This window comes from Amycolatopsis sp. 195334CR (genome assembly GCF_017309385.1).
Classification (GTDB): Bacteria; Actinomycetota; Actinomycetes; order Mycobacteriales; family Pseudonocardiaceae; genus Amycolatopsis.
Genome location: NZ_JAFJMJ010000001.1, coordinates 1,212,496 through 1,237,424, shown reverse-complemented (window position 1 = coordinate 1,237,424; position 24,929 = coordinate 1,212,496). Strand labels below are relative to the sequence as shown.

At 69.2% G+C, this 24,929-nt stretch carries 23 protein-coding genes and 1 pseudogene; 19 read left to right on the top strand and 5 right to left on the bottom strand.

What is annotated here, in order from left to right:
- Positions 1-257 precede the first annotated feature (257 nt).
- The 14 genes and pseudogenes from JYK18_RS06035 to JYK18_RS05975 all read left to right on the top strand — a co-directional run.
- Positions 258-1,592, top strand: a pseudogene (locus tag JYK18_RS06035) (endo-1,4-beta-xylanase); the annotation flags it as partial.
- A 108-nt stretch (positions 1,593-1,700) separates the two neighbouring features.
- Positions 1,701-2,147 (top strand): cellulose binding domain-containing protein, encoded by a 447-nt coding sequence (locus JYK18_RS46500; RefSeq protein ID WP_307795998.1) that lies wholly within the window; start codon positions 1,701-1,703, stop codon positions 2,145-2,147.
- Positions 2,148-2,165: 18 nt separating this feature from the next.
- Positions 2,166-2,891, top strand: coding sequence for a hypothetical protein (locus JYK18_RS06030; RefSeq protein WP_242578975.1), 726 nt, complete (start codon positions 2,166-2,168; stop codon positions 2,889-2,891).
- 170 nt (positions 2,892-3,061) lie between these two features.
- Complete coding sequence (locus JYK18_RS06025; protein WP_206801159.1) at positions 3,062-4,675, top strand: carboxyl transferase domain-containing protein; 1,614 nt, start codon at positions 3,062-3,064, stop codon at positions 4,673-4,675.
- A 5-nt stretch (positions 4,676-4,680) separates the two neighbouring features.
- Positions 4,681-6,663: a biotin carboxylase N-terminal domain-containing protein gene (locus JYK18_RS06020; RefSeq protein WP_206801158.1), complete on the top strand. Its 1,983-nt coding sequence runs from the start codon at positions 4,681-4,683 to the stop codon at positions 6,661-6,663.
- Positions 6,660-7,814 carry an acyl-CoA dehydrogenase family protein gene (locus JYK18_RS06015; RefSeq protein WP_206801157.1) on the top strand — a complete coding sequence of 385 codons (1,155 nt, stop codon included), beginning with the start codon at positions 6,660-6,662 and terminating at the stop codon, positions 7,812-7,814. Before JYK18_RS06020 ends, JYK18_RS06015 begins: the two co-directional genes overlap by 4 nt.
- 193 nt (positions 7,815-8,007) lie before the next feature.
- Positions 8,008-8,307, top strand: a complete 300-nt coding sequence (locus JYK18_RS06010) for a hypothetical protein (RefSeq protein ID WP_206801156.1) — start codon at positions 8,008-8,010, stop codon at positions 8,305-8,307.
- Positions 8,307-9,935, top strand: a complete 1,629-nt coding sequence (locus tag JYK18_RS06005) for an alpha/beta hydrolase (RefSeq protein WP_206801155.1) — start codon at positions 8,307-8,309, stop codon at positions 9,933-9,935. Before JYK18_RS06010 ends, JYK18_RS06005 begins: the two co-directional genes overlap by 1 nt.
- A gap of 86 nt (positions 9,936-10,021) precedes the next feature.
- Entirely contained in the window at positions 10,022-10,426 is a 405-nt protein-coding gene (locus tag JYK18_RS06000) for a hypothetical protein (RefSeq protein ID WP_206801154.1), read from the top strand.
- A gap of 21 nt (positions 10,427-10,447) precedes the next feature.
- The gene (locus tag JYK18_RS05995; protein ID WP_307795793.1) at positions 10,448-10,984 is read left to right on the top strand and encodes a GNAT family N-acetyltransferase; all 537 of its coding nucleotides are present in this window, start codon (positions 10,448-10,450) and stop codon (positions 10,982-10,984) included.
- A 49-nt stretch (positions 10,985-11,033) separates the two neighbouring features.
- A complete protein-coding gene (locus JYK18_RS05990) occupies positions 11,034-11,888 on the top strand; it encodes an SDR family oxidoreductase (RefSeq protein WP_206801153.1) in 855 nt (284 codons plus the stop codon).
- 35 nt (positions 11,889-11,923) lie between these two features.
- Positions 11,924-12,976, top strand: coding sequence for an alpha/beta fold hydrolase (locus tag JYK18_RS05985; protein ID WP_206801152.1), 1,053 nt, complete (start codon positions 11,924-11,926; stop codon positions 12,974-12,976).
- 38 nt (positions 12,977-13,014) lie between these two features.
- Positions 13,015-13,281 (top strand): type II toxin-antitoxin system prevent-host-death family antitoxin, encoded by a 267-nt coding sequence (locus JYK18_RS05980; RefSeq protein ID WP_206801151.1) that lies wholly within the window; start codon positions 13,015-13,017, stop codon positions 13,279-13,281.
- Positions 13,282-13,572 carry a type II toxin-antitoxin system RelE/ParE family toxin gene (locus tag JYK18_RS05975; RefSeq protein ID WP_206801150.1) on the top strand — a complete coding sequence of 97 codons (291 nt, stop codon included), beginning with the start codon at positions 13,282-13,284 and terminating at the stop codon, positions 13,570-13,572. It abuts the gene before it with no gap.
- On the opposite strand, the gene JYK18_RS05970 is transcribed toward JYK18_RS05975, so the two are convergent.
- Positions 13,573-14,238 (bottom strand): YdcF family protein, encoded by a 666-nt coding sequence (locus JYK18_RS05970; RefSeq protein WP_206801149.1) that lies wholly within the window; start codon positions 14,236-14,238, stop codon positions 13,573-13,575.
- A 15-nt stretch (positions 14,239-14,253) separates the two neighbouring features.
- A complete protein-coding gene (locus tag JYK18_RS05965) occupies positions 14,254-14,589 on the bottom strand; it encodes a hypothetical protein (protein WP_206801148.1) in 336 nt (111 codons plus the stop codon).
- 181 nt (positions 14,590-14,770) lie between these two features.
- Between JYK18_RS05965 and JYK18_RS05960 the strand changes: the two genes are divergently transcribed.
- A complete protein-coding gene (locus tag JYK18_RS05960) occupies positions 14,771-15,331 on the top strand; it encodes a hypothetical protein (protein WP_206801147.1) in 561 nt (186 codons plus the stop codon).
- 16 nt (positions 15,332-15,347) lie between these two features.
- Here JYK18_RS05960 and JYK18_RS05955 read toward each other — a convergent pair whose 3' ends face one another.
- From JYK18_RS05955 to JYK18_RS05945, 3 genes are all read right to left on the bottom strand, one after another.
- Positions 15,348-16,562 (bottom strand): acyl-CoA dehydrogenase family protein, encoded by a 1,215-nt coding sequence (locus tag JYK18_RS05955; protein WP_206801146.1) that lies wholly within the window; start codon positions 16,560-16,562, stop codon positions 15,348-15,350.
- A gap of 27 nt (positions 16,563-16,589) precedes the next feature.
- Positions 16,590-17,885 carry an acyl-CoA dehydrogenase family protein gene (locus JYK18_RS05950; protein WP_206804041.1) on the bottom strand — a complete coding sequence of 432 codons (1,296 nt, stop codon included), beginning with the start codon at positions 17,883-17,885 and terminating at the stop codon, positions 16,590-16,592.
- Between the two features lie 130 nt (positions 17,886-18,015).
- A complete protein-coding gene (locus tag JYK18_RS05945; RefSeq protein WP_206801145.1) occupies positions 18,016-19,212 on the bottom strand; it encodes a TetR/AcrR family transcriptional regulator in 1,197 nt (398 codons plus the stop codon).
- A gap of 125 nt (positions 19,213-19,337) precedes the next feature.
- Here JYK18_RS05945 and JYK18_RS05940 point away from each other — a divergent pair, with 125 nt between their 5' ends.
- From JYK18_RS05940 to JYK18_RS05925, 4 genes are all read left to right on the top strand, one after another.
- On the top strand, positions 19,338-20,549 hold the full coding sequence (locus tag JYK18_RS05940; RefSeq protein WP_206801144.1) for an acetyl-CoA C-acetyltransferase: 1,212 nt from the start codon (positions 19,338-19,340) through the stop codon (positions 20,547-20,549).
- Between the two features lie 7 nt (positions 20,550-20,556).
- Complete coding sequence (locus JYK18_RS05935) at positions 20,557-22,725, top strand: 3-hydroxyacyl-CoA dehydrogenase NAD-binding domain-containing protein (protein ID WP_206801143.1); 2,169 nt, start codon at positions 20,557-20,559, stop codon at positions 22,723-22,725.
- A gap of 117 nt (positions 22,726-22,842) precedes the next feature.
- On the top strand, positions 22,843-23,973 hold the full coding sequence (locus JYK18_RS05930; RefSeq protein WP_206801142.1) for an alpha/beta hydrolase: 1,131 nt from the start codon (positions 22,843-22,845) through the stop codon (positions 23,971-23,973).
- 123 nt (positions 23,974-24,096) lie between these two features.
- Complete coding sequence (locus JYK18_RS05925; RefSeq protein WP_206801141.1) at positions 24,097-24,897, top strand: SDR family oxidoreductase; 801 nt, start codon at positions 24,097-24,099, stop codon at positions 24,895-24,897.
- Positions 24,898-24,929: the final 32 nt, after the last annotated feature.

Here is a 24,929-nt window from a genome sequence, read left to right as displayed (position 1 = left end):
GAGGGGTCAGTCGCCTGCACGACTGACCCCTCCGGCTTTTTGTTGTCCAGGTATCGAAAATTTCGAGCTTGACCTTCCTTGCTCCATCTGGGTTTGCGTTTCCTGGTCGGACGTGTGTCTGAGCTAACATTCCGAAAGCTTCAAGATTTTTACCGAAACTTTCGGAACCCTTGGAGGAAGTGATGTCCGAAACTGCTGTCATCGACGCCGGCAGGCCCCCTCGGCGAAGAGGGCCCCGGATCGCGGCGGTGGCCGGGATGGCCGGCCTGCTCGGCGCGCTGGCCGTGGTGCTGCCCCCGGTGGCGAGCGCAGGCACCACGCTGGGCGCCTCGGCCGCGGAGAGCGGCCGGTACTTCGGGACCGCGGTAGCGGCGCACAAGCTCGGCGATTCCACCTACACCGGGATCCTCAACAGCGAGTTCAACAGCGTCACGCCCGAGAACGAGATGAAGATGGACGCCACCGAACCCAACCAGGGGCAGTTCTCCTACGGTTCGGCCGACCAGATCGTCAACCACGCGCTCAGCCGCGGCATGAAGGTCCGCGGGCACGCGCTGGCGTGGCACATGCAGCAGCCCGGCTGGATGCAGGGCATGGAGGGCTCCTCGCTGCGCCAGGCGATGCTCAACCACGTCACGCAGGTCGCCACCCACTTCAAGGGCAAGGTGGTCGCCTGGGACGTGGTGAACGAGGCCTTCGAGGACGGCAGCAGCGGCGCCCGCCGCAACTCGAACCTCCAGCGCACCGGCAACGACTGGATCGAGGCCGCGTTCAAGGCGGCGCGCGCGGCCGATCCCGGTGCGAAGCTCTGCTACAACGACTACAACACCGACGACTGGTCGCACGCCAAGACCCAGGCCGTCTACAAGATGGTGCAGGACTTCAAGAACCGCGGCGTGCCGATCGACTGCGTCGGCTTCCAGTCCCACCTCAACAGCGGCTCGCCGTACCCGTCGAACTACCGCACCACGCTGTCCAGCTTCGCCGCGCTGGGGGTCGACGTGCAGATCACCGAGCTGGACATCCAGGGCGCTTCGCCGACCACCTACGCCAACGTGGTGAAGGACTGCCTCGCGGTGGCCCGCTGCAACGGCATCACCGTGTGGGGCATCCGCGACTCCGACTCGTGGCGGCCGAACGACACCCCGCTGCTGTACTACAGCAACGGCACCAAGAAGCCCGCGTACGATTCCGTGCTCAGCGCGCTCAACAGCGGCGGTGGCAACCCCGGTGGCCCGAACTGCTCGGCCGGGTACGTCGGCCTGACCTTCGACGACGGGCCGATCAGCGGCACCACCACGCAGCTGATCAACGCGCTGAAGTCGGCGAACTTGCGCGCCACCTTCTTCAACGTCGGCAACAAGGTGCAGCAGAACCCGTCGCTGGCGAAGAGCCAGCGCGACGCCGGGATGTGGGTCGGCAACCACAGCTGGTCGCACCCGCACCTGACCCAGTTGTCGGCGCAGGAGATGACCTCCGAGCTGACGCAGACGCAGCAGGCGCTGCAGCAGGCGACCGGTGAGACGCCGAAGTTGTTCCGCCCGCCGTACGGCGAGACCAACAGCACGCTGAAGTCGGTCGAGCAGCAGCTGGGGCTGACCGAGGTGCTGTGGAACGTCGACTCGCAGGACTGGAACGGCGCGAGCACCAGCCAGATCGTGCAGGCCGCGGCCCAGTTGCAGCCGGGTGGCGTGATCCTGATGCACGACGGCTACCAGTCGACGATCAACGCGATCCCGCAGATCGCCGCCGGGCTGGCCAGCCGGAACCTGTGCGCCGGCATGATCTCCCCTTCGACCGGCCAGGCGGTCGCGCCCTCGGACGGGGGCAATCCCGGCAACCCGGCCTCCTGCACCGCGACCTACCAGCGGACCCAGCAGTGGGGTGACCGGTTCAACGGCCAGGTGACCATCACCGCGGGCGCGTCGGCGATCAGCAGCTGGACGGCCACCGTCACGGTGACCGCGCCGCAGAAGGTGTCGGCCACCTGGAACGGCTCGCCGAGCTGGGACAGCAGCGGCAACGTGATGACCATGAAGCCGAACGGCAACGGCAACCTGGCGGCGAACGGGACCACCACGTTCGGCTTCACCGTGATGGCCAACGGCCAGTGGGCGGCGCCGTCGGTCAGCTGCAGCACGCCCTGATTCACCATACTCGCGGGAGTGCTTTCCCGACATGACCGCGTATCGGCCCGCCTCGCGTCCCTTGGTGACGACGACCTCGTCGCGCTGCTGGACGCGGGGCGGGCCGTCGGCTTCGGTGTGGGTGGTGGTTCGGCCGTCCTCGATCTCGACGGGGAGCCGGTCTTCGCCAAGCGCGTCCCGCTGACCGACCTGGAACTGGCGCACCCGCACTCCACCGCGAACCTGTTCGACCTGCCGATGCTGTGCCAGTACGGCATCGGCAGCCCCGGCCTCAACGCCTGGCGCGAGCTGTCCGCGAACCTGACCGTCACCGAGGCCGTGCTCGCGGGCGAGACCGCCGCGTTCCCGCTGCTCCACCACTGGCGCGTGCTGCCCGGCCGGCCGCCGCTCGCCGACGAGTTCGCCGATCTCGACGCGGCTGTTGCCCAGCTGGGTGGCTCGCCCGCGGTGCGCGCCCGCTTCGACGGGCTGGCGCGGGCGTCGTCGAGCCTCGTGCTGGTGAGCGAGTACGTCCCGCACGCGCTCACCGACTGGCTGGCTGAGGATCCGGTGGGCACGGCGGGCACGCTCGAACGGCAGTTGGGCGAGATCGTCACCGTCGTCCGGCGCAACGCCGGACGACGACGCGGAGTACGCCGCCATGCGACTGGTCAACTGGCTGGTCAGGGCGGTCTGCGGGATCGAGGGCGTCCCCGAGCGCAACGAGTTCGTGCGCCGCTGCGCCGACGGTCACCTACCGGGTGACGTGCCCGCCGAAGTCGGTTCGATCATCACCCGGCACGCGCCCGCCGCCGCGCGGATGAACGGTTTCTACTGGAAGCTGTTCAGCGAGCGGCCACGCGCTGGACAGTGAGGTTAGTGGTCGCTAACATCGAGCTTGGTGTTAACGACCGCTAACCCTGTCGCGAGGAGCCATGGACACCCCGGTGCTGAGCAGTTCCGCCGAGCCGCGGAGCGAGGACTACGCCCGATACGCCACCGGTCACGCCGAGCTGGCCGAGGACCTGCGCAAGCGGCTGAGCCAGACCCGGCTGGGTGGCCCGGAGAAGGCTCGTATCCGCCATGTGGAACGCGGCAAGCTGCTGCCCCGCGATCGCGTGGACGCGCTGCTCGACCCCGGCTCCCCGTTCCTCGAGCTGTCCCCGCTGGCGGCCACCGGCCTCTACGACGACGAGGCACCCGCCGCGGGCATCATCACCGGCGTCGGCCGGGTGTCCGGCCGCGAATGCGTGATCGTCGCCAACGACGCCACGGTCAAGGGTGGCACCTACTACCCGATGACGGTGAAGAAGCACCTGCGCGCGCAAGAGGTCGCGCTGCACAACAACCTCCCGTGCCTGTACCTGGTCGACTCCGGCGGCGCCTTCCTGCCGCGCCAGGACGAGGTCTTCCCGGACCGCGAGCACTTCGGCCGCATCTTCTACAACCAGGCCACCATGTCCGCGCGCGGCATCCCGCAGATCGCCGCCGTGCTCGGCTCGTGCACCGCGGGCGGCGCCTACGTGCCCGCGATGAGCGACGAAGCGGTGATCGTGCGGAACCAGGGCACCATCTTCCTCGGCGGCCCGCCGCTGGTGAAGGCGGCGACCGGCGAGGTGGTCACCGCCGAGGAGCTGGGCGGCGGCGACGTGCACGCCCGCCAGTCCGGCGTCACCGACCACCTGGCCACCGACGACGCGCACGCGCTGCGCATCGTGCGCTCGATCGTGTCCACCCTCGGCCCGCGCGCCCCGCGCCCGTGGGACGTGCGCCCGGTCGAGCCGCCCAAGGTCGACCCGGAGCAACTCTACGGCGTGGTCCCGACCGACTCGCGCACCCCGTACGACGTCCGCGAGGTGATCGCCAGGATCGTCGACGGCAGCCGGTTCGCGGAGTTCAAGAAGGAGTACGGCACCACGCTGGTCACCGGGTTCGCGCACGTGCACGGCCACCCGGTCGGCATCATCGCCAACAACGGCGTGCTGTTCGCCGAGTCGGCGATGAAGGGCGCGCACTTCATCGAGCTGTGCGACAAGCGTTCGATCCCGTTGCTGTTCCTGCAGAACATCACCGGCTTCATGGTCGGCCGCGCGTACGAGGCGGGCGGTATCGCCAAGCACGGCGCGAAGATGGTCACCGCGGTGGCCTGCGCGCGGGTGCCGAAGCTGACGGTGATCATCGGCGGCTCGTTCGGCGCCGGGAACTACTCGATGTGCGGGCGGGCGTATTCCCCGCGGTTCCTGTGGATGTGGCCGAACGCGCGCATTTCGGTGATGGGCGGCGAGCAGGCGGCGTCGGTGCTGTCCACGGTCCGCCGGGACGCCATCGAGGGCCGCGGTGGCGAATGGTCCACTGAGGACGAAGAGGCCTTCAAGGACCCGATCCGCGAGCAGTACGAGGAGCAGGGCAGCCCGTACTACTCCACCGCGCGGCTCTGGGACGACGGCGTGATCGACCCGGCGGACACCCGCACGGTGGTCGGCCTCGCCCTGTCGGCGGCGGCCAACGCACCGCTCGAAGATGTTTCCTACGGCGTTTTCCGGATGTGATCACCTTGTTCGACACGGTTCTGGTCGCCAACCGCGGGGAGATCGCCGTCCGGGTGATCGGCACGCTGCGCCGCATGGGCATTCGCTCGGTCGCGGTCTACAGCGATGCCGACGCGGACGCGCGGCACGTGCTCGAAGCCGACGTCGCGGTGCGGATCGGCCCCGCCGAGGCGACGCGCAGCTACCTGTCCGTCCCGGCGATCATCGCGGCGGCAAGGGAAACCGGGGCGCAGGCCGTGCACCCGGGTTACGGCTTCCTCGCCGAGAACGCCGCGTTCGCCACCGCCTGCGCCGAGGCCGGGCTGGTGTTCATCGGTCCGCCGGTCGGCGCGATCGAGGCGATGGGCGACAAGATCCAGGCCAAGCGCACGGTCTCGGCGGCCGGCGTGCCGGTGGTTCCTGGTGCATCCGATTTGGACATTCCGGCGGGTGGTTTCGCCGCCGCCGCGGCGGAAGTCGGGTACCCGCTGTTGCTCAAGCCGTCCGCCGGTGGTGGGGGCAAGGGCATGCGCCTGGTCTCGGAGCCGTCCGAACTGGACAGTGCGGTGGAGTCCGCGCGCCGCGAGGCCAAGGCTTCCTTCGGGGACGACACGCTGTTGCTGGAGCGGTTCGTCACCACCCCGCGGCACATCGAGATCCAGGTGCTCGCCGACGGCCACGGCAACGTGATCCACCTGGGCGAGCGCGAATGCAGCCTGCAGCGGCGGCACCAGAAGATCATCGAAGAGGCGCCGTCGGTGCTGCTGGACGAGGCCACCCGTGAGCGCATGGGCGCGTCGGCGGTCGAGGCCGCGCGTGCGGTCGGTTACTCCGGCGCGGGCACGGTCGAGTTCATCGTGTCGGCTGTCAGTGCCGACGAGTTCTTCTTCATGGAGATGAACACCCGGCTACAGGTGGAGCACCCGGTCACCGAGCAGGTCACCGGGCTGGACCTGGTCGAGTGGCAGGTGCGGGTGGCCGCCGGTGAGCCGCTGGGCGTGCGGCAGGAGGACGTCCGGCTGACCGGGCACGCGGTGGAGGCCAGGGTCTACGCCGAGGATCCGGCGCGCGGTTTCATCCCGACCGGCGGCACCGTGCTGCGCGTGGTGGAGCCGTCGGGCGAAGGCGTCCGCGTGGACTCCGGCGTGCGCGAGGGCACCGAGGTCGGGTCGAGCTACGACCCGATGCTGGCGAAGGTGATCGCCTGGGGGCCGGACCGCGCGGCCGCGTTGCACCGACTGGACCTGGCGCTGGCGAACACCGCGATGCTCGGCGTCGGCACGAACGTGCGCTTCCTGCGGGCTTTGCTGGCCGACGCCGACGTGCGCGCGGGAAAGCTGGACACCGGGCTGGTCGAACGCGGGCTGGCGTCATTGACCCCGGGCGACGTGCCCGCCGAGTTCTTCGTCGCCGCCGCGATGGACCGGCTGCTCGCGCTCTGGCCTTCGGGGTCCATTGTGGACCCGTGGGCGGTGCCGACCGGGTGGCGGATCGGCGGTGGCGGCGGGGTGACCTTCCGCCTGCGCTCCGGCGAGACCGAGGCGCTGGTGCGCGTCGAAGGCGCGCCCTCGCGGGCGAAGGTGACCGTGGACGACGCCGAACCCGTGGCGGTGTCGGCGACCCGGCGGGACGGGCAGCTCGAACTGCGCCACCGCGGGGAGTTCCACCGGTACGAGACCGCGCCGGTCGACGGCGGGCTGTGGCTGGCCAGGGACGGCCACGCGGTCCTGATCGGCGAACGCCCGATCATGCAGCTGGCCCACGGTGAGGCGGCTTCGGCCGGTCCGGTGGTCAGCCCGATGCCCGGCACCGTGCTGGTGGTGAAGGTCGCGCGCGGGGACGTGGTCACCGCGGGCACGCCGCTGCTGGTGGTCGAGGCGATGAAGATGGAACACACGATCACCGCGCCGATCGACGGCGTGGTCGAGGAACTGCGCGTCCAGGCCGGCCAACAGGTCGCGCTGGACGAAGCCCTTGCCGTGGTGACCCCGCAGGAGGACGGACGATGATCGATTTCCGGCTGGACGAAGAGTACGAGGCGCTGCGCAAGACCGTCGAGGACTTCGCGCACAGCGAGGTGGCGCCGGTGATCGGCGGGTTCTACGAACGGGAGGAGTTCCCGTACGAGCTCGTCGCGCAGATGGGCCGGATGGGGTTGTTCGGGCTGCCGTTCGCCGAGGAGTTCGGCGGGATGGGCGGGGACTACTTCGCGCTGTGCCTGGCTTTGGAGGAGTTGGCGCGGGTCGATTCCTCGGTGGCGATCACCCTGGAGGCCGGGGTTTCGCTGGGGGCCATGCCGATCTACCGCTTCGGGACGCAGGAGCAGAAGGAGCGCTGGCTGCCCGCGTTGTGCGCGGGGGAGGCGCTGGGCGCGTTCGGCCTGACCGAGCCCGGCGGCGGCTCGGACGCCGGCGCGACGCGGACCACCGCGAAGCTGGACGGTGGGGAGTGGGTGCTCAACGGCAGCAAGTCGTTCATCACGAACTCGGGCACGAACATCACGAGCGTGGTCACGGCGACCGCGGTGACCGGCGAGAAGGAGGGTGGCCGCAAGGAGATCTCGGCCATCCTGGTGCCGTCGGGTACGCCCGGCTTCAACGTGGCGCCGAAGTATTCGAAGGTGGGCTGGAACGCGTCGGACACGCACGAGCTGTCGTTCGACGACTGCCGGGTGCCGGAGGAGAACCTGCTCGGGGCGCGTGGTCGCGGGTACGCGCAGTTCCTGTCCATTTTGGACGAGGGCAGGGTGGCGATCGCGGCGGTGAGCGTTGGCCTGGCGCAGGGTTGCGTGGACGAATGCGTGCGGTACGTGGGTGAGCGGGAGGCGTTCGGGCACAAGATCGGGACGTACCAGGCGATCCAGTTCAAGATCGCGGACATGGAGATGCGGGCCCACACCGCCCGGCTGGCGTACTACGCGGCGGCCTCGAAGATGCTGCGGGGCGAGCCGTTCAAGAAGGAGGCGGCGATCGCGAAGCTGGTGTCGTCGAACGCCGCCATGGACAACTCGAGGGACGCCACCCAGATCTTCGGCGGGTACGGCTTCATGAACGAATTCCCCGTCGGCCGCTTCTACCGCGACGCGAAGATCCTGGAAATCGGGGAGGGAACGAGCGAGGTGCAGCGAATGCTCATCGCCCGCGAGTTGGGCCTTCGCTGACCCGATTGGATTACGAGCCGGCATTACTCACGTAATCGTGGGTAGTGCCGGCTTGAACCATTCAGTGGCCTGGGCAGCCATCGATCTTGTTGCTTTCCGTAGCAATTCGACTACCCATTGACAGGGTGTCGATGTACGCTTTGAGTGCTTCGCTCGCTACGAATGGTGACCTGGCTGCCTGGGGAGGGCTGACGTGGGGTTCCAGACCGTGCCGGATGCGTTGAGAGCAGCCGGAAAAGCCGGGCAGGACGTGGTTGCCGACCTCTGCGGTGGAGGTGATTGCGGCTCGCCTTTCCGCGAGATCGCCGCCGCGGTACCGGGCGGGGAGACACCTGGCGCGGCCACCGCGTTCGCCGATTCCTGGTCCACCGCCTTCACGGCGTGGTGCACCGGTGCGGAGCGGCACGCCGTCGCCTTGGCCGAGGCCGCTGATTCCTACGCCGACGGCGATCGCGCCGCCGGTGCGGAGTTACCGGTCGGCGGCCCCGGCTGATGACCACCGTTTCCGAGGTCAAGCAGTGGAATGCCGGTGCGTTGAACGAAATCGGCGGCACGGTCCGGCAGCGGGAACAGGTGCTGGTCCATTCCGGGGACGATTTCGCCAAACTGCACCCGGTGGCCGGCTGGGGAGGTCCCTCGGCGGACAACGCGCTGTCGGCGCACGGCGCGTTGATGCGGCAGCTCAAGGAGTTGGTCGCCGGTTCCAGCGCGGTCGCCAAAGCACTGCTCCAGGCCGCCGACGCCATTCCCCCGGTGCAACGAGCCATCGCCGCAGCGGAGGAACTCGGTCACCGGTACGGCTTCGGGGTGGACGAGACCGGGCAGGTCGTCGACACCGGCGCACCGCCGGGAGTGCACCCGGAGGACCGGGGGCGGGTCCGGCAGCAGATGGCCGACGCGCTGGCGCAGGCCCTGCGCACGGCGGACGACATCGACAAGGACCTCGCGTCGGTGTTGCGGCGTGCCCGGCACGGCGAGTTCGCCACCGGCGACGAGGCCACGGTCGCCGCCGCGGCCGCCGCCGGCACCGCCGACCTCGGGTTGACCCTGCCCGAACCCCCGGAGAACGCCACTCCGGCACAGAAAGCGGCGTGGTGGTCGTCGCTGTCCCCGGCCGGGCAGGCGATCCTGCTGCGCGACCGGCCCGCCGCGCTCGGACGGATGGATGGCCTGCCCGCGGACGTCCGCGACCGGGCCAACCGGGTCGTGCTCGCGGAGCAGCGTGGTGGCCTGCAGCGAGAACGCGATGAAGTGCAGCGGAAGCTGGACGGTCTCCAGGAGAGCGACCCGCGGGAGATGGACGAGTTCCACGAGTTGGAGCGGCGGCGCGAGGAGCTCGACGGCAAACTCGCGGGGCTCGACAAGGTCGACCAGAAGCTGGGGTCGACCGAGGGCGCCGACCCGTCGTCCCGGCACTACCTGCTGGGCATCGACGGCGGCGGGGACGGCCAGGCCATCGTCGCGAAGGGCAATCCCGACCTGGCCCAGCACGTGGCCACCTACGTACCCGGCACCGGGTCCGGCCTGGCCGAGATCGAGGCCGATCTCAACCGGGCGGACAAGATGCAGGACGCCGCGCTCCGCTCGGCGCCGGACAGCTCGGCCTCGGTGATCACCTGGCTCGGCTACGACGCACCCGATTCCGTGCCCGATGCCATCGAGCAGAAGTACGCGCACGGTGCCAAGGAGTCGCTCGGCGACTTCCAGGAAGGACTGCGCGCCGCGCACGTCGGTGAGCCGTCGCACAACACCCTGCTCGGGCACAGCTACGGGTTCGTGACCGCCGCGGTCACCGCACGCGAGGGTGGTCTTCCGGTCGATGAACTGGTCTCGGTGGCCGGGCCGGGAGCGACCGTCGACCACGCGTCGCAGCTCAACCTGCCGCCTGAGCACGTGTGGGCCACCGTGGCGGACAAGGACCCGGTCAACGACCAGCCCTTCCACGGTGAAGACCCGGCCGACGCGGAATTCGGCGGACGGGTTTTCGACTCCAGCCCCGCGCAGTCGCCGTGGCCGCTCAGCATCGATTCGCACAGTGAGTACTGGAGCGAGGGCAACAAGGCCCTGCGGAACATGGGGCACATCATCGCGGGCAACCACACGCGAGTGACCACGGGATGAGCTTTCATCTGGGACGGTCACTGATCGCCGCGGTGGTGCTGGCGTGCTGCGTCTCGTGTGGTGGCGACCCCGGAGGGAGCGGTGGAGTGGACACGACGATCACCCAGCAGGAGGCCAATCGGAGGGTCGACGAGCACCTCGCGGCGGCCCTGCGGCAGTTCCCGCCCGGTGCCGAGCTGCACGAGCGGCAGCGCTTCGAGGCGGATCCGTGCGACGATCCCGACGACCAGGGGCCGCCCGGCCGGGTGATCGCGAGCCGGAGCACCGAGGTGCTCGGCATCGAACCGGCCAGGATCCCGGAGTACTACGACACGATGAAGGCGTGGTGGGAGGCCAACGGTTTCCGCGTGCTCGACAACGAACCGCCGCACGAGTTCCTCTGGGTGGAGAACCGCGAGGACGCCGTCCGGCTCACGCTGGAGGCGAGCGCCGGCCACCTCTACCTGCTCGCGTCGTCACCCTGTGTCTGGCCCTCCGGGCGACCGACATAGGCCACGTACGCTCACTGCCTTGTGAGTGAACTGAAGTTCCGCCCTGGGGGCGAGCAAGACACCGAAGACCTGCTCGAAATGTTCGACGGCGCCGTCGCCTGGATGAATGAGCGGGGCAACACGCAGCAATGGGGTACCGAGCCGTGGTCCCAGGTGCCCAAGCGCGTCGAGCGCGTGCGCAAAATGGCCACCGCCGGCAACCTCGTGATGGCCGAGATCGACGCCATCCCCGCCGGCGCCATCATCCTCGACCCCGGCCCGCCCGAGCACGTTCCGCCCGTCGACGAGCCCGAGATCTACCTCGGCCTCCTCATCACCGCCCGCGGCTTCACCGGTCGCAGCGTCGGCGCCGAGCTCATCCGTTACGCACTCGCCGAAGCCGAGAGCCGCGGCATCGACCTCGTGCGCGTCGACTGCTACGCCGGCGGGGACGGCACCCTGGTCCGCTACTACGAGCGCCAGGGCTTCCGCAAGACCGTCACCTTCGACTACCACGGCTGGCCCGGCCAGGTCTTCGAACAACGTGTGGGGGATGGACGCGAGCCCCTCCCGGGGTGATGATTGGCAGAACGTCAACAAGCTCTCTCAACGGTGAAGGAGCCCGATGATGGCCAGGCGAGCGCGTTCACTGCACGGCAAGGTCGTGGTGATCACCGGCGGTGCGCAGGGGATCGGCGCCAAGACCGCCGAACTGCTCCACGGACTCGGCGCCAGCGTCGCCATCGGCGACCTGGACCAGGTCAGGGCCGAGAAAACCGCCGGCGAACTGGACGCGCTCGCCCTGCCGCTGGACGTCACCGACACGAAGAACTTCACCGAGTTCCTCGACGAGGTCGAACGCCGCCTCGGGCCGATCGACGTGCTGATCAACAACGCCGGCATCATGCCGCTCGCCCCGCTCGAAGAAGAGGACGACGCCTCCACCCGGCGGCAGCTGGAGATCAACCTCCACGCGGTCATCCACGGCACCAGGGAGGCGGCCCGCCGGATGCGCCCGCGCGGCACCGGGCACATCGTGAACGTCGCCTCCATGGCAGGCAAGGCGGGCTTCCCCGGCGCGGCCACCTACTGCGCCACCAAGCACGGCGTGGTCGGGCTCTCCGAGGCCGTGCATCTCGAACTGCGGGACACCGGCGTCGAGGTGTCCTGTGTGATGCCCGCCATCGTCCGGACCGAACTGGCCAGCGGCCTGCCGGAAGCACGCATGATCAAGTCGGTGTCCCCGGAGGAGGTCGCGGCGGCCATCGCCGAGGCGTTGCGGCGGCCGAAATTCGACGTCTACGTGCCGAAATCCCTCGATGTGGTCGGCCGGTTCACCCGCCTGCTGCCGCGGCGGGCGGGCGAGTGGATCTCCCGCTCGCTCGGCGCGGACAAGGTGCTCGCCACCGCGCACGCCGACGCCAGGGCCGAGTACGAATCCCGTGCCGCGAGCAGTGCTCCGTCGGTCGGTTCGGATGGTTAGATGAGGGAGTCCGTCTGAGCAGGGGAGATCTTTCGATGGCAGCACCGCCGGCCCGGCTGGCCGCCGCGACCTCCAACCTGCTCGGCAAGGTGCTCAAGGGCGGGGTCGCCGACCTGCGCCCGGTGCCGAGGGTGCTGATCGACCACGGCCCCAACCGGTCGGTGTACCGGCTGACCTCGGGCGGCCAGGCGCCGGACGGACCGCCGGTGCTGCTGGTGCCGCCGCTGGCCGCGCCCGCGTTGTGCTTCGACCTGCGTCGCGGGTGCAGCCTCGCCGAGCACCTGGTCGACGCCGGGCGGCGGACCTATCTGGTCGACTACGGCACGGTCGCCTTCTCCGACCGGCGGCTCGGCATCGAGCACTGGATCGAGGAGGTCCTGCCGCGCGCGATCCGGCGGGTGAGCGAGGACTCCGGCGGGCAGGGCGTGCACCTGGTCGCCTGGTGCCTCGGCGGCATCTTCTCGCTGCTGACCACCGCCGACCAGCCGGAGCTGCCGGTCGAGTCGGTGGTGACGGTGGCTTCGCCGTTCGACTTCACCGCGATCCCGCTGGTGGCCCCGTTCCGGCCGCTGGTGGACCTGACCGGCGGGCACCTGCTCACGCCCTTCTACCGGGTGCTCGGCGGCGCACCGTCCTATTTGGTCAGCAGGGTGTTCCGGGCGACCGGGCTGCACAAGGAGATCACCAAGCCGCTGGCGATACTGAAGAACCTGGACGACCGGGACTACCTCGCCCAGATCGAGGCGGTCGACCACTTCATGGACAACATGGCGGCCTACCCCGGGCGCACGTTCGGGCAGCTGTACCACCGGTTCTTCCGCGCGAACGACCTCGCCGAGGGCAGCGTGGACCTGAACGGGCGGATCATCTCGCTGTCCGGGGTGAAGGTGCCGACGCTGATCGTGGCCGGGGAGAACGACACCATCGCCCCGCGCGCGGCGGTCCAGCGGCTCACCGGCCTGCTGGACAACGCCCCGGACGTGCGGTTCGAGACCGCGCCCGGCGGGCACCTCGGCGTGCTGACCGGCCGGAAGGCACGCGGCACCACCTGGCGCTACATCGACGAGTTCCACGCCGAACAGCTCTGAGGCTTGCCCTGGGTCTGGCAAAAATGTACATTTTGTACATGTCCACCGAGATGAGTGTGACCGAGGCGCGCCCCGAGCTGCCCGAGTTGATCAATCGTGCCTGCTATGCGGGAGAGACCACCTACCTGACCAAGCACGGGCGCCGCACCGCGGCTGTCGTCTCAGCCGAGAAAGCGCAGCTCCTCGAAGACCTCGAGGAACTCGTCGACGCCGAAGAGGTGAGCAAGGTGCTCGCGTCGCTCGCCGACGGCTCCGAGACGCGGGTGCCGTTCCGGCGACGCACCACCAGGAGCCAGGCCGGCTAGGTGTCGTACGAGGTCGAACTCACCGGCTGCGCCGAGAAGTTCCTGGACAAACTGAGCAAGGGGCAGCCACGGGATGTGGAGGCCCTGGAAAACGCGATCGAGGATCTCGCGACCGAACCGAGGCCGTCCGGCTGCCGCAAGCTGAGCGGTTGCGACGGGGTGATGCGGGTTCGTGTTGGTGGCTACCGAATCTACTACACGATCGACGACGGCAAGCTGGTGGTGCTGGTCATCGTCATCAGCACGCGCGACAACGTCTATGAGGCGGTCAGGCGGCAGCTCGGGCGGTGATCACGGGAGCAGGCGCGAGGTGTACCCGGCCGCCGCCAGCCGCTGGTAGGCGGTGGTCACCTCGGCGGGTACCTCCTGGGTGATGGTGTGGCCCAGTTCGGCGTACCGGGTCAGGCGCTGCGCCTCGCCGACCAGCATGTCGATCACCAGCGTCGCGTCCCCGATGCCGGCGGTGTAGGCGGGCAGCGGGCGCTGGTCGGCGGAGCAGCGGATCTCCACGTCGGGCCACCGCTTCGCGGCCGTGGCGTAGGCGCGGCGCTGGTGGTACGGGCGGCAGGTGATCAGCACCGAGCCGACCTGGACGCCGTGCTCGCGCAGCAGTTCGCGGCTGAAGTCGATGTTGTCCGCGGTGTGCTTGGCGGCGGGTTCGACCAGGATCGACTGCTCCGCCACCCCGTGCTCGACGGCGATCTCGCGGAAGTGCACCGCCTCCCCGCGCGGGAACCGCCCGATCGTGGTGGGGGCGTTGGCCCCGGTGAACACGATCAGTGGGCACACCCCGCGCAGGAACAACTCGGCCGTGTACACCGCGACACCCGGGTCGTGGCAGCCGAGCCCGATCGCCACGTCCACCGGTTCGATCTCGTCGTCGATCCGGAGGAACTCCCACAACGCCTCGACGTCGGCGCGGACGGCTTCGGGAATGGTGGCGGTGTCGACGGTCACACCCCCAGGTTAGCGCTAACTGAATACGACCGACCGCAGCAGGAGCCGGTCCGAGCCGCGGCCGGTGTGGGCGCGGAGGGAGAAGTAGTCCTCGCTCTCGCACTCGTCATCGGTGAACACCACGGCTCGGGAGTCGGTGCGGTTGCGCGGGCTGAAGGCGTCGGTGTCCCAGTCGGCGATCTCGGGGATTTCGATGCACTCACCACTGGGCGGATCGACCAACGCGCCGACCTGGAGCTCGCCCTTCTCGTCGAAGTAGCGGTAGGTGAACGCGCCTTCAGCGGCGGAAGCCATGCCGGGCGCCGTCAACAACAGGACGAACGCGCTGGTGAGCGCGAGAAAAGTGCGCATCGGAGAGCATCCTTTCGGCAAGAGTGGTCTGCCCTCCGACAGTGCGCGACCACGCCGCCTCGATGGGTTGACGCCACCCGGTTTCGCGACAAACGCCACCAAAGCGGGTGGCTCGACTCAAGTCGGTACGGCTTGCCGGGCTGAGTACGCTTTCACGGCGACACATTCTGGGGGTGGATGGGTGACCGCGGTGGACCTCGTCGAGGCCTGGCGCCAATGGAACGCGGAGAACCCGGCGCTGAAGGACATGCGGCTCTGGGGCACGCAGATCCTCTGGTGGGGCCGGATCGGCAAGATCGCGATGTTCGTGTCGGGACTGGTGCTGGTGCTGGACATCATCGGCCCGGAGCGGATGCGGCGGGTCACCGAGCGCCCGGGGGCGAGCGCGCGCCGGCTCATGGCGCAGTTCCACCGGAAGAACACCAGCGGGGAAGAGCCGGTCGAGGGCCGCTCAGGTTACGGCCGGTTCGCCGGCTTCGTCATCGCGCTGTCGGTGGTCGCGGTACTCCTGCTCGCGGTGAGCGTGATCCAGAACCCCCTCCTGCAGGAGCGCCCCGGTCTGCAGGTCCTGCTGATCGTGCTCTTCCTGCCGGCGGTCTACTTCACCGGCGTGCTGGTGTTCATCGCGGGGCCGCTCGTCGTCGAGTGGTTGTTCGACCACGAGCGGCTGGTGCAGGTCATCCGAATCGTCAGCCTCGTGCTCTTCCTCGGCGGCTTCCACTTCGACCTGCTTGCCTCGTGAGCGGCCCCGCGCGCGGTTACTTCAGTTCCGACGAAGACTTCCCCAGCAGGCGACGCGCCACGATCAGTTGCTGGATCTGCTGCGTCCCCTCGAAGATGTCCAGGATCTTCGCGTCGCGGCTCCACTTTTCCAGTAGGGACTCTTCCGTGTAGCCCAGCGCCCCCGCCAGTTCCACGCAGCGCAGCGTGATGTCGACGACCGACCGCCCCGCCTTCGCCTTGGCCATGGACGCCTGCAACGAGTTCGGCTTCCGGTTGTCCGCCATCCACGCCGATTCCAGCGTCAGCAGGTAAGCCGACTCGTAGTCCGACTCCAGCTCCAGGTACGTGGCCGCGGCGGCGTGCTGGTGGTGCGCCGGCTTGTCGTAGTCGACCGTGACGCCGGCTTCCGCCAGGATCCGGGCCGTCTCCTCCAGCGCCGCCCTGGCGACGCCGACCGCCATCGCGGCCACCAGCGGACGGGTGTTGTCGAAGGTCTGCATGACCCCCGCGAACCCCTTCTTGGTGTCGATCTCCGGCGTGCCCAGCAGGTTTTCCTTCGGCACGCGGCAGTTGTCGAAGCGCAGCACCGCGGTGTCCGACGCGCGGATGCCGAGCTTGTGCTCCAGCCGCACCACCTCGAACCCCGGCGTGCCCTTCTCCACCACGAAGCTCTTGATCGCCGCGCGGCCCTTCGACTTGTCCAAAGTGGCCCAGACGACCACGGCGTCGGCGCGCTCGCCCGAGGTCACGAAGATCTTCTCGCCGTTGAGCACGTAGGCGTCGCCGTCCAGGCGGGCGGTGGTGTTGATCGCCGCCGAGTCCGAGCCGCAGTCCGGTTCGGTGATCGCCATCGCCGCCCAGATCTTGGCGAACCGGCCCAGCTGCTCCTCGTTCGCCACCGACGCGATGGCCGCGTTCCCCAGCCCCTGCCTCGGCATCGACAGCAGCAGGCCGACGTCACCCCAGCACATCTCGATCGTGCCCAGCGCGACGTTCAGGTTCGCGCCGTTGCGGTTGCCGGACGCTTTCTTGTCCGCCTTCTCGTCACGCCGCACGCCCGCCGCGCCCGCGCCGCCCTCGCCCGAGGAGTTCAGCCCGTCCAGCAGCGCCGCGAACATGTCCAATTCGGACGGATAGGCGTGCTCGGCGCGGTCGTACTTCCGCGAGATGGGCCGGAAGACCTCCGCCGCCGCCTGATAAGCCTGGTTGACCAGTGCCCGCGCCTTGGCCGGGACCTCAAGATTGATCATGGTGAAACCCTTTCCCGCCAAAGCAGATCAGAGAAGGACCGAGCCTTCGAGAACACCGGCCGCCCGCAGGTCGCGGTACCACCGCTCGACCGGGTGCTCCTTGACGAAGCCGTGCCCGCCGAGCAGCTGCACCCCGGCGCTGCCGATCTTCATGCCCTTGTCCGCGGCCAGTTTCCGCGCCAGCGCGACCTCCCGCGCGTACGGCTTGCCCTGCTCGGCGCGCGCCGCCGCGCGCAGGGTGACCAGGCGCAGGCCCTCCAGCTCGATGCCGATGTCGGCGACCTGGAACGCCACGCCCTGCCGGTGGCTGACCGGTTCGCCGAACGCCTGCCGCTCGTTGACGTACGGGATCACGTAGTCCAGCACGGCCTTCGCCGTACCCGCCGCGAGCGCGGCCCAGCCGAGCCGCGAAAGCCGCACCAGTTCGGCGAAAACCTCCGGCTTGCCACCACCGAGCAGCGCCGACGCGGGCAGCGAGACCCCGTCCAGGTGCAGCTTCCCGGTGGCCGCGCCACGCAGGCCCATCGCGGGCTCGCCCTCGATACTCACGCCCGCGTTCGAAGATTCCACGATGAACAGCGCGGGCCCGCGGCCTTCGAGATCCGCCGACACCACGAAGAGCTCGGCCTGCGCGGCGCGCGGGACCAGCGACTTCACACCGTCCACTTTGTACCCGTGCGGGGTGCGGCGGGCCTTGGTGCCCGGCTTGAACGGGTCGTACAGCGGCGCGCGCTCCTGCAGGGCCAACGCGGCGGCGGGCACGTTCTCCCCGACGAACGCCGGAAGATAGGTGGCCTGCTGCTCGGCGTCACCCCAGGAAACCAGCGCCGTGCTCACCGCGGACGGGGCCAGCACCGCGACCGCCAGCCCGAGGTCGCCGTGCGCGAGCGCCTCGGCGACCAGCGCCCCGGTCACCACCGAGCGCTCGGTGCCGACGCCGCCCAGCTCCTCGGGAATGCCCACCAGCGTCACGCCCAGTTCGGCGGCGCGCGTGAGCAGGCCGTCCGGCGTGGTCAGCTTCGCGTCGGCCTCGGCGGCCGCGGGCCGCAGCTGCTCGGCGGCGAACTCGCGGACCGTCTCCACGATCATCTGCTGCTCTTCGGACGGGGTGAGGTCGAACTGCCCGCTGTCCGGCGCCGCCGACAGCCGCTCGGGTGCGTCACGCCGCTGGATCGCCTTGAACGAGCGCCCGGCGGCACCGGCGGCCTTGAACCCGCCGCGGGTCGCCGACGAGACCAGCGACTCGATCGGCTTGCGCAGCCCGGCCCGGTCGATCGCCTTGACCCCCGCGAGCTTGGTCAGCGCGGCGAGGCCAAGGCCCATGGCGTCGCGCTTCTTCCCCGGCGTGCCCATGGCCGCCCTCCCGTCATCGCTTACCTACTCGTGAGTAGGTTAACCCGGGGCGGTGGCGAACGCCAGTGACGGGGTCGGAATTGGCACCCCGGAACGAGGTTCAGCCCAGGTCGAGCACCGAAATCATCATCATGTGCAGCTCCGCGGGCAGATTCGGCCTGGCGTTGACCCGCCGCGTGCGGGCGAGGTCGTTCGCGATGGTGAGCGCGGCGTGCACGGTGATCTTGGCTTCGCGCGCGTTCAACGAGGGGTGGACCGCCGAGAGCAGCTGCACCCACTGCGCCACGTAGTCGCGCTGCACCCGGAGCAGTTCGGCCTGGTCCTGCTCGGGCAGGTTCAGCGGGTCGCCGGAGAAGGCGACGCTCAGCTCCGCCGAACCGGTCAGCGTCCGCACGTACGACTCGGCGAGCCGGCGGAGCGCCTCGCGTTCGTCCGGCGGGGCGCTGCCGCGCAAGGCGTGCTCGGCGCCGAGGGCCAGCCGGTCCGCCGCCCGGCGGCAGATCGCCACCACCAGTGCCGACTTGCCGGCGAAGTGCCGGTACACGCTGGGCCCGGTGATCCCGGCCGCGGCGCCGATCTCCTCCATGCTCACCGCGTGGAAACCCCGCTGGGAGAACAGCTCCGTCGCGGCGGAGAGCAGTTGCTCACGGCGGGACGGCTGCCCGATCCCCGGCGGGACGGGCGCGGGCGCGGTCTCCGGTGCCGGGGGCAGTTCGGTGTGCAGCACGCGCCGTGCCAGCTCGACCAGCAGTTGCGCGAACCGGCGCTTCGCCACGCTCGTGTGGTGCACGGACACGCTGCCGAACACGCTGAGTCCCGCCCAGCACAGCAGTTCCGCGTCCTCCGGCGTCAGGTCCGGGCGGACCAGCTGGAGTGACTTCGCCCACGACGCGAGCACCTCGCCCGAGCGCTGCCGGATCTCGCGCCGGTCGTCGCGGGGCAGGTGCCTGCCCTCCCAACGCCAGAGCGCGGCGATCTCCCGGCGTTCCACGGCCTGCCCGGCCAGGCAGGTGAGCAACGCCTCGATCTGCTCGGGACCCGGCACCGAGCTGTCCGAGACCGCCTGCGCGGTCGCGGCCTCCATGTCGTCGATGCCGGAGAGCACCACGTGCGCGAGGATCGCCTGCTTGTCCGCGAAGTGCCGGTACAGCGCGGGCCCGGTGACCCCGGCCGCGGCGGCGATGTCGTTGATGCCCACCCCGTGGTAACCCCGCGCGCGGAACAGCTCGGCGGCCACTCCGGCGAGCTGGTTCTTGCGGTCGCGTGGCCGTTTGCCACGCGCGGGCGTAGGTTCCATAGGTGAACATTCTCTAGCGAGTGTCGATTGGCTCGCAACCCATTGACACCCTGGGGTTTGTCGGGGATAAGTTAGTCAGTATTAGCACTACTGACCAGTACACGCAGTACCGGGAGGACCCAGTTGTGAGCAGTGAGGCGTACATCTACGAGGCGCTCCGCACGCCTCGCGGCAAGAACAAGGGCGGTGCGCTCCACGGCACCAAGCCGGTCGACCTGGTGGTCGGCCTGATCGACGAGCTGAAGGTGCGCCACCCGAACCTCGACCCCGCGGTGATCGACGACATCGTGCTCGGCGTCGTCTCGCCCGTCGGTGAGCAGGGCGGTGACATCGCCCGCACCGCGGCGCTGGTGGCCGGCCTGCCCGAGACCGTGGCGGGCGTGCAGCTGAACCGCTTCTGCGCCTCCGGCCTGGAGGCCACCAACATCGCCGCGCAGAAGGTGCGCTCCGGCTGGGACCGCCTGGTGATCGGCGGCGGTGTGGAGTCGATGTCGCGGGTACCGATGGGCTCGGACGGCGGGGCGCTGTTCATGGACCCGTCCACCGCGTACGACAACTACATCGTGCCGCAGGGCATCGGCGCCGACCTGATCGCGACCATCGAGGGCTTCTCGCGCGAAGACGTGGACGCGTTCGCCGTCCGCTCGCAGGAGAAGGCCGAAGCGGCCTGGTCCGGCGGGTACTTCTCGAAGTCGGTCGTGCCGGTCAAGGACATCAACGGCGTGACCATCCTCGACCACGACGAGCACCGCCGCCCCGGCACCTCGATCGAGGGCTTGGCCAAGCTCAAGCCCGCCTTCACCACCATCGGTGACATGGGCGGCTTCGACGCGGTGGCGCTGCAGAAGTACCACTCGGTGGAGAAGATCGACCACGTGCACACCGGCGGCAACTCGTCGGGCATCGTCGACGGCGCCGCGATCGTGCTGGTCGGCGGCGAGGAGATCGGCAAGCAGTACGGCCTGACCCCGCGGGCGCGCATCGTCGCCACCGCCGCGGTCGGCTCCGAGCCGACGATCATGCTGACCGGCCCCACCCCGGCCACCAAGAAGGTGCTGGCCACCGCCGGGCTCACGGTCGACGACATCGACCTGTTCGAGCTGAACGAGGCCTTCGCCTCGGTGGTGCTCAAGTGGATCAAGGACCTGAACCTGCCGGAGGAGAAGGTCAACGTCAACGGCGGCGCCATCGCGATGGGCCACCCGCTGGGCGCCACCGGCGCGATGCTGGTCGGCACCGTGGTGGACGAGCTGGAGCGCCGTCAGGCCCGTCGTGCGCTGGTCACCCTGTGCATCGGCGGCGGCATGGGCGTCGCGACCATCATCGAGCGGGTGTGAGGAAGAGATGACCGAAGCGAAGACCATCCGCTGGGAGCAGGACGCCGACGGCATCGTCGTGCTCACGCTGGACGACCCGAAGCAGTCGGCGAACACGATGAACGCCGACTTCCGCGAGTCGCTCGGGGTTGTCGTCGACCGCCTCGAAGCGGAGAAGGACAACATCACCGGCGTGGTGCTCACCTCGGCGAAGAAGACCTTCTTCGCCGGTGGTGACCTGAACGACCTGATCCAGGCGGAGCCGGAGAACGCGGTCGAGATCACCGAGAGCAGCGGCGCGATGAAGGGCCAGATGCGCCGGCTCGAGCAGCTCGGCCGCCCGGTCGTGGCCGCGATCAACGGGGCCGCCCTCGGCGGTGGCCTGGAGCTGGCGCTGTCCACGCACCACCGCATCGCGGCCGACGTGAAGGGCAGTCAGATCGGCCTGCCCGAGGTCACCCTCGGCCTGCTGCCCGGTGGCGGCGGCGTGGTGCGGACCGTGCGCCTGCTCGGCATCCAGAGCGCGCTGCTGAACGTGCTGCTGCAGGGCCAGCGGCACAAGCCGGCCAAGGCGCTGGAGCTGGGCCTGGTGGACGAGCTGGTGGGCAGCGTGGACGAGCTGCTGCCGAAGGCCAAGGAGTGGATCAAGGCCAATCCCGAGGCCGTGCAGCCGTGGGACGTCAAGGGCCACAAGATCCCCGGCGGCACGCCGTCGAACCCGAAGTTCGCGGCGAACCTGCCCGCGTTCCCGGCCAACCTGCGCAAGCAGATCAAGGGCGCGAACATGCCGGCGCCGCGGGCCATCCTGTCCGCCGCGATCGAGGGCGCGCAGGTCGACTTCGACACCGCGCAGCTGGTCGAGACCCGGTACTTCGTGCACCTGGCCACCGGTCAGGTGGCGAAGAACATGACCAAGGCGTTCTTCTTCGACCTGCAGCACATCAACTCCGGCGGTTCGCGGCCGGAGGGGTTCGAGAAGTACACCGCGAAGAAGGTCGGCGTGCTCGGCGCCGGGATGATGGGCGCGGCCATCGCGTACGTCTCGGCGAAGGCCGGGATCGACGTGGTGCTCAAGGACGTTTCGCAGGAAGCGGCCGAGAAGGGCAAGGGCTACGCGGTCAAGCTGGAGCAGAAGGCGCTCTCGCGCGGCAAGACCACGCAGGAGAAGTCGGACGAGCTGCTGGCGCGCATCAAGCCGACCGCGGACCCGGCCGACTTCGCCGGGGTCGACTTCGTGATCGAGGCCGTGTTCGAGAGCGTCGAGCTGAAGCACAAGGTGTTCGGCGAGATCGAGAGCATCGTCAACGCGGACGCGGTGCTGGGCTCCAACACCTCGACCCTGCCGATCACCTCGCTCGCCGAGGGCGTGCAGCGGACCGAGGACTTCATCGGCATCCACTTCTTCTCGCCGGTGGACAAGATGCCGCTGGTCGAGATCATCTGCGGGGAGAAGACCTCGCCGGCCACGCTGGCCAAGGTGTTCGACTACACGCTGCAGATCCGCAAGACCCCGATCGTGGTCAACGACAGCCGCGGCTTCTTCACCTCGCGGGTGATCGGCACGTTCATCAACGAGGCCGTCGCCGCGCTGGGTGAGGGCGTCGCGCCCGCGTCGATCGAGCAGGCGGGTGCGCAGGCCGGGTACCCGGCGCCGCCGCTGCAGCTGATGGACGAGCTGACGCTGACCCTGCCGCGCAAGATCCGGCTGGAGACGAAGGCCGCGGTCGAGGCCGAGGGCGGCACGTGGAAGGGACACGCCTCCGAGGCGGTCATCGACCGCATGGTGGAGGAGTTCGACCGCAAGGGCCGGTCCTCCGGTGCGGGCTTCTACGAGTACGACGAAGAGGGTAAGCGGACCGGGCTGTGGCCGGGGCTGGCCGACGCGTTCAAGTCGGGTTCCGGCGAGGTGCCGTTCGAGGACCTCAAGGAGCGCATGCTCTTCGCCGAGGCGCTGGAGACGGTGAAGTGCTTCGACGAGGGCGTGCTGACCTCGGTGCAGGACGCGAACATCGGGTCCATCTTCGGCATCGGCTTCCCGGCGTGGACCGGTGGCGTCATCCAGTACATCAACCAGTACGAGGGTGGCCTGGCCGGTTTCGTGGCGCGGGCGCGTGAGCTGGCCGAGCGCTACGGCGACCACTTCCTGCCGCCGGAGTCGCTGGTGGCGAAGGCCGAGAAGGGCGAGATCTTCGAGTAAGGCTGAGTTCGGGAGTGGCCCCGCCGGTTCGCCGGCGGGGCCACTTTTTGCGTTGCGGGGGTTCTCTGGGTCTATAGTGCTAGGTAGCTAGTTAAATAGCGGAAGGGGAGCTTCGGGATGAGACGTTCGTTCGTGTGGGGGTTGGTGGCGCTGGTGGTGGCTGCTTCGGCGACGCCGGCGGTGGCTGCCGAGGCCTCGCCGCGGTTGTTGCCGCCGACCGGGGTGCTGCCGGTGGGGTCGTCGACGTGGCACCTGGTGGATTCGTCGCGGCCGGACACGTGGGTGCCGGAGGCGGGGCCGCGTGAGCTGATGGTTTCGCTGTACTACCCGAGTTCGCGACCGGTGGGGCAGCGCAAGCAGTACATGACGCCGCTGGAGTCGGAGTTGTTGTTGAAGGAAGGGGGGATTTCGTCTCTGCCGTACGACGTGCTGAGCCGCACGCGGACGCACGCCGTGGTGGACGCGCCGCCGGTCGGCCGGTGGCCGCTTGTGGTGTTGTCGCCGGGCTTCACGAAACCGCGGGCCACGTTGAGCGGGTTGGCCGAGGATTTGGCGAGTCACGGTTATGTGGTGGCGGTGCTTGATCATACCTATGAGAGCGTGGCCACTACTTTCCCGGACGGGCGTGTGGCGGAGTGCGTGGCCTGTGAGATCACGCGTCCGCCGGACACGGCGCATTTGTTCTGGAAGAAGCTGCACGACGGCCGGGCGGCTGATGTTTCTTTTGTGATCGACTCGGTGTTGTCGCGGTGGGGTCGATTCGTGGATCCTGCGCGGATTGGGATGGCGGGTCATTCGGCAGGTGGGGCGGCCGGTATTCCCTCGATGATGGCGGATCCCCGGATCAAGGCGGGGGTGAACCTCGACGGACGGCAGGACGTGTCGTTGGCCGGGCCGCTTTCCCGGCCGTTCTTGTTCCTGGGGCGGGAAGAGCAGTACACGCCGGGGGCGAGTGAGCAGGCTGGGACGTGGGCGGATGCCTGGTCGCGGTTGGCCGGGTGGAAGCGGTGGCTGGTGGTCAGGGGGATGACGCACGCTTCGTTCACGGATGTGGGGTTGCTGGGGTGGCAGCTGGGGTTGGACTTCGGGGCCGAGGTGCCGGGGGATCGGGCTTCGGTGCTTACGCGCCGGTATGTGCGGGCGTTTTTGGATGAGCATTTCCGCGGGGGTTCGGCGGGGTTGATGGATGGGCCCTCGGCTCGGTATCCGGAGGTCAAGTTCTGCGATCCGGCTTCTGGGTGTGCGTGAGGCTCCGCTCCGGTATTCGAGTCCTCGGCCGGGAGGCCCTGGCAGTACCTGTATCACCAGGGGCTCCCCTGAGCTCAAGCTGACGGTCACGCTGTTTCCACGACAGAAGGAGACGGAAGACCCATGGCGGAGAACCAGCTCACTCACTCGGAACTTTTCGATTTGAGGGGGAAGTACGCACTTGTCACCGGCGGCACCAGGGGAATTGGCTTGATGATCGCGCGGGGCCTGCTGCAGGCGGGTGCCCGCGTCATCATCAGCTCGCGGAAGGCGGATGCGTGCGAGGAGGCACAGCGGTTGCTGTCCAAATTCGGTGACGTTCAAGCGATTCCCGCTGACCTGTCCAGGCATGACGAGTGTCAGCGCCTGGCCGATCTGGTCAAGGGCGACTCGGGGCGTCTGGACATCCTCGTCAACAATGCGGGAGCGATGTGGCGCGAGCCGCTGGAGACGTTTCCGGATGAGGGGTGGGACGCGGTGCTGGACCTCAACCTCAAGTCACCGTTTTGGCTGGTGCAGGCGTTGCTTCCGGCATTGCGCCGAGCGGGCACCGCCGATGAACCCGCGCGGATCATCAACATCGGCAGCATCGCCGCCCTTCACGTCGCCGAGGCGCCGAATTACTCGTACGCCGCCAGCAAAGCGGCACTCCACCAACTCACCAGGGTGCTGGCCAGGGAATTGGGCCCACAGCACGTCACGGTGAACGCGGTGGCCCCAGGGCCGTTCCCCTCGCAGATGATGGCGTCCACGCTCGATGCCATCGGCGACCAGATCGCGGCGAAGGCGCCGTTGCGTCGGCTCGGCCGCGACGACGACATGGCGGGTGTCGCCGTGTTCCTCGCCAGCCGGGCCGGCTCCTACCTCACGGGCGCCATCGTCCCGGTCGACGGCGGCATCGCCACGACCGCAACGGGTACCTAGGTATTCCTTGGGGGTACCAGCAGAACCTCCCT